Raw genomic sequence first — 4653 nt, forward strand, 5'->3', positions numbered from 1 at the left:
CCTCGCGGGGAAAAACATGTGAGGCACGGCACCCACCTACGCGGGGACCATGTGTGAGTCTCGTCGGGGGCTTGACGAGCTGGCCCTGGGCTGGAAAACTCTGCATCCGAGGCCCTTGGCAGGTCGATCGCTCGCAGGGGAAGGCAAGTGATCAGACCGCCGAGGGCCTCACTTCATGCCTTCAGACAGCCCCGAACCAGCATTTCCCGCCCAGAACCCCCCGAAAATGGGTTCGACGCGCCGTGCAGACGCTGGCCTTTTGCTTGTTGAGCGTGGAAAGGTGTTGCGAAGAGCCCGGCCGGTGACGGTACGGCTGCCACGGGAAGTCCGTGGGGTCAGGGCCGACACCACCACAACCACAGGAGGAAAAGTGGCTGACGAGACCTACAGCGGTGAGTTCTACTGCGTGAAGTGCAAGGCCAAGCGCGAGGCCTCGGGCAACGTTGTCGTCAATGACAAGGGCACCCGCATGGCCAAGGCCAAGTGCCCCGAGTGCGGCACCAACCTGAACCGCATCCTCGGCAAGGCCAAGTGATCCGCGGCCTCTGCTGAGGCCACGAAGAACTTCGAACGGGGGCGAGCCAGTCGGCTCGCCCCCGTTCTTCGTCCCCGGGCGGAGCGTGGGACGACCACCGGACGCCCGCGGACAACACCTCGGACAACACCAGCTCGCTGGACTGTCCCCATGGACCAGATCACCCACCCACGGCTTCGTGCAGAACTGCTGCCCAGCAGCACCGGCGTCCGGTTGTGGCTGGATGACCAGCGCTGGGCCGATCTCGCCACGCCTCCCGATGAGTTGGTGGTCGCGCTGAGACGCGCGGACGGGTGGTGGCCCCGCACAGAGGAACGGTGGGACCCGCTGTGGACGACGCTGGCCCACCACGGGCTGGCCGACCAGGGCCCCTCGGATCGGGTGCTGGGCGGGCTGAGGATCGCGGTGCTCGGTTCGGGGTCGTTGGCCCGCGCCGTGTCGGTGGCGCTGGGACGCGGCGGCGCCGACCCGATGCTGGTGATCGATCCGCGCCCGCCCTCACAACTGGAGTGGATCCACTCAACCGAGCCCACCTGCGGGCACGCGATGGCAAGGTGGCTGCTGCAGCGGCGCAAGATCGCCTGCCGGGCCGGAAGTGGGATGGACGACCTACGAGGCTGGGCCGACCTGGTCGTGGTCGCCACCCAGTACGTCGAGCCGGACCGCCTGGTGGTAGACCAGCTGGTCCGCCATGGGTTGGCCCACCTGGTGCTGCGCGCCCACCGCGACCTCGGACGCGTTGGCCCGATGGTCGAACCTGGGCGCACACCCTGTCTGGGCTGCCACGACCTGGTGGTCGGCGCGAGGGACACCGGACGGGGTGCGACGGTGGCACGGCTGGGGATGCACCGCTCCGACCCGGACGAGACCGTGGTGCGGGCGGTCGCGGCGCAGGCAGTGCTGGAGGTGGGCTGGTGGGCGCAGGGGCATCGAGGACGGCTCGAGGGCCGGGTGCTGGGGCTGGACCGTCTGGCGCCCGACCTGCCCGTGGCTCGCTTCCCCGTGCACCCGGACTGCACCTGCCCGGGGTGAGGGTGATCACCCCGGCAGGACTCCGTTGGGCTGGGCTTTGTCAGCGGCACGTGGGTCAGGCTGCGAGCCATTCGGGCGATGGGTGTTTTCGCGGACGCCCCCGGGGACGCTTGCGGGCGATCACCTGCCCCTCGGCGAATATCTCACCACCCCACACCCCGTGCGGTTCCCGCCGATCCAGTGCCCCCACCAAACACGGCTCGCGGAGGGGGCACTCGACGCATACCCTCTTGGCAAGCTCGAGGTCGGCTGGCATCTCGGCGAAGAAGAGTTCCGGGTCGGCCTCCAGACAGGCAGCCTGCTCGCTCGAAGCAACGGCTGGCCAGGTGAGTTGCTCGAGGCCCCGCACGTCGTCCATGACGCGGTCGCTGCCGCGGGCTGTGCTGGTCTGGAAGGGGGTTTCGCGTAGTGCGGTCGTCATGGTCGAACTCCTGGAGCTGGTCTGGTCAACTGGCCGGGAGACGACGAAGGCCGTGCAGTCCCGGGGTTCTCCGGGAGGCACGGCCTGTCAGGAATGACGGGGCTCTAGGCTCGCGGAGGGGTCACGTTGCTGGTGGTGGCGTAGACGCGCAGATGCTTGCGCTCGGGAACACCGAGGTTGGGGGCGATGGCGGACGTTGTGTCGACGCACGCGGTGAACTTCATGACGATCGCGCTGATCTGTGTGTTCATCTCGCTGCCCTCCTCTCGGTGAATCGCCACCCGGACGCTCCGGGCTTGCGGGAAAAACATTAAAGGATTCCCGAAAGATCCTGCAACATATTTTTGACAAGGCATTTCACGACGATTCAGGGCAACACCTCGTCGCCGGGATCCTCGCCGCCGATGATCGACAGCACGTCCGCTCCATAGCGCTCGTACTTGGTGCGGCCCACCCCGCTGACGGCCAGCAGCTGCGATTCGCTGGCGGGTTCTGACTCAGCGATCGCCAACAGGGTCGCGTCGGTGAACACCACGAAGGCGGGCACCGAGGACGCGTCCGCGGTCTTCTTGCGCCACGCCTTCAGCCGCGCGAACAGCGCCTCGTCGTACTCGCTGGGGCAGCCCTCATGGCGGCCCAGCTTGCGCTCGGCGCCATTGGTCAGGCTGCGGCCGCAGACGCGGCACACCTGTTCCTGGGCAGAACGGCGAGACGTCCGTCCCCTACCCCGCTCGCGCTGGGCCTGCGCGGCGACCGCCGCGGGCGTCAAACCGTCCAGGAAGCGGGAAGGTCCACGGGCCCCCCGCCCACCGCTGCGCGTCCGGCTCCAGGAAATCCTCAGTCTGCTCCGGGCACGGGTGACACCCACGTAGAGCAACCGCTGCTCCTCGGCGAGTTGCTCCTCGGAGGTGGCGAGCACGAAGGGCAGCGTCCCCTCGGCGACGCCGAACAGCGACACCGCTTCCCACTCCAGACCCTTCGCGGCATGCATCGTGGCGAGGGTGACGCCCTGGTTGACCGGCGCCTGCTGGCGGCTGGCGCGCTCGAACAGCTCCGCGACCACCTGGGAGAAGTCACGCGCCGGGTCCTCCACGCCGACGTCGTGGGCGAGGTCGACCAGCGCATTGAGCGACTCCCAGCGCTCGCGCACCTTGCCCTGGCCCTCGGGTGGTTCTTCGGCCCAGCCGAGCCCGGACAGCACGTCCTTGACCAGCGGCAAGGCCGGACCCTCGGGTTCCGCGCGGGTGGCCGACCGCAGCTGGGATAGCGCCTGCTTGATCTCGGTTCGTTCGTAGAAGCGCTCACTGCCGCGCACCATGTAGGGGATGCCAGCCTGCGACAGGGCAGCTTCGAGCGCCGGGGATTGCGCGTTGATCCGGAACAACACCGCCATCTCGCGCCACGGCACGCCCTCGTTGGCCATCGACTGCAGCCACTGGGCCACGGCCCGGGCCTCGTCGGGTTCCTCGGGGTGGGAGGCGAACTCCACGTCCGGACCGGGCGGCTGCTGGGCCACCAGGCGCACTCCCCCCAGGGCCGGGGCGGGGGGCGACGAGGCGGTTCGCCGCGGCGCGATCACCTTGTTGGCCAAGTCGACCACCTGGGGAGTCGAGCGGTAGTCGCGCACCAGGCGGACGATCGTGGTGCCGGGGTGGGTCTGCGCGAAGGTGGTCAGGAAGGACGAGCGAGCCCCCGCGAAGGCGTGGATGGACTGGTGTGGGTCGCCGACAACGCAGACATCGTCCCGGCCGCCCAGCCACAGGTCCAGCAGGCTCTGCTGCAGCGGTGAGACGTCTTGGTACTCGTCCACCACGAAGTGGCGGTACTGCTCGCGGATCTCGCGAGCGATGTCATCGTGCTCGGAGAGCAGCGCGGCCGCGCACAGCAGGATGTCGTCGAAGTCGATCTGGCCACGGTTGCGCTTGGCGGCCTCGTAGCCGGTGAAGATCTTGGCGACCTGCTCTGCCGGGACGCCGTTGACCTGGCGCCCGGCGGCACGCGCCAGCGCCGGGTACTCCCCCGCGGTGACATTGGAGACCTTGGCCCAGCTCACCTCGGCCAGCAAGTCACGCAGCAACGCCGTGTCGACGCGGAGGCGTTGCTGCTGCGCGGCCTCGGCCACCAGACCCATGCGCCCCTCGGTCACCTGCGGTAGGTCGGTGCCATAGGCGCGTGGCCAGAAGTACTGCACCTGACGAAGTGCTGCCGAGTGGAAGGTGCGGGCCTGCACCTGGCCGACGCCCAGGCTGTGCAGCCGGCCGCGCATCTCGCCGGCGGCGCGGGTGGTGAAGGTGACTGCCAGGACTGCGCGAGGATCCATGTCACCGGTGCGGGCGCCGTGCGCGATCCGGTGCGTGATGGCGCGGGTCTTGCCCGTCCCGGCACCGGCGATCACGGCGACGGGACCACCAAGGGACGTTGCGACCTGGCGCTGCTCATCGTCCAGCGCGCCAAGGATGTCGTCGGGTCGGTCCACGACCAAAGACCTTATGCCCCCCGTCTGATGCCCCCGGTCTGATGCTCCCGGTCTGATGCTCCCGGTCTGATGCTCCCGCGACGCACCTCAACCGCACCCTCGCAAGAACTGTCAGGGGCCGCGCCTAGGTGTTGGTGGCAGGGACGTTCATGACAGTTTGCGGGTTGACGTGAAGGGAGGACCCCCGTT

The 4653-nt window shown here is 68.8% G+C and carries 5 protein-coding genes; 2 read left to right on the forward strand and 3 right to left on the reverse strand.

From position 1 onward, the window contains the following. Nucleotides 1-370: 370 nt before the first annotated feature. Nucleotides 371-535: a DUF5679 domain-containing protein gene (locus ABD089_RS12335; RefSeq protein ID WP_343886730.1), complete on the forward strand. Its 165-nt coding sequence runs from the start codon at nt 371-373 to the stop codon at nt 533-535. 150 nt (nt 536-685) lie between these two features. Continuing rightward, complete coding sequence (locus ABD089_RS12340) at nt 686-1567, forward strand: hypothetical protein (protein ID WP_343886731.1); 882 nt, start codon at nt 686-688, stop codon at nt 1565-1567. A gap of 55 nt (nt 1568-1622) precedes the next feature. On the opposite strand, the gene ABD089_RS12345 is transcribed toward ABD089_RS12340, so the two are convergent. The 3 genes from ABD089_RS12345 to ABD089_RS12355 form a co-directional block, all read right to left on the reverse strand. Further along, on the reverse strand, nt 1623-1988 hold the full coding sequence (locus ABD089_RS12345) for a WhiB family transcriptional regulator (RefSeq protein WP_343886732.1): 366 nt from the start codon (nt 1986-1988) through the stop codon (nt 1623-1625). Between the two features lie 104 nt (nt 1989-2092). After that, nucleotides 2093-2239: a hypothetical protein gene (locus tag ABD089_RS12350; RefSeq protein ID WP_343886733.1), complete on the reverse strand. Its 147-nt coding sequence runs from the start codon at nt 2237-2239 to the stop codon at nt 2093-2095. A gap of 116 nt (nt 2240-2355) precedes the next feature. Continuing rightward, nucleotides 2356-4464 carry an ATP-dependent DNA helicase UvrD2 gene (locus ABD089_RS12355; protein WP_343886734.1) on the reverse strand — a complete coding sequence of 703 codons (2109 nt, stop codon included), beginning with the start codon at nt 4462-4464 and terminating at the stop codon, nt 2356-2358. Nucleotides 4465-4653: the final 189 nt, after the last annotated feature.

The organism is Luteococcus sanguinis (assembly GCF_039527675.1).
GTDB classification, from domain to species: domain Bacteria; phylum Actinomycetota; class Actinomycetes; order Propionibacteriales; family Propionibacteriaceae; genus Luteococcus; species Luteococcus sanguinis.

Excerpts from the sequence above, each read along its gene's own strand:
- ABD089_RS12350 (WP_343886733.1), bottom strand. The coding sequence starts at position 2,239 with ATGAACACACAGATCAGCGCGATCGTCATGAAGTTCACCGCGTGCGTC.
- ABD089_RS12345 (WP_343886732.1), bottom strand. The coding sequence starts at position 1,988 with ATGACGACCGCACTACGCGAAACCCCCTTCCAGACCAGCACAGCCCGC.
- ABD089_RS12340 (WP_343886731.1), top strand. The coding sequence starts at position 686 with ATGGACCAGATCACCCACCCACGGCTTCGTGCAGAACTGCTGCCCAGC.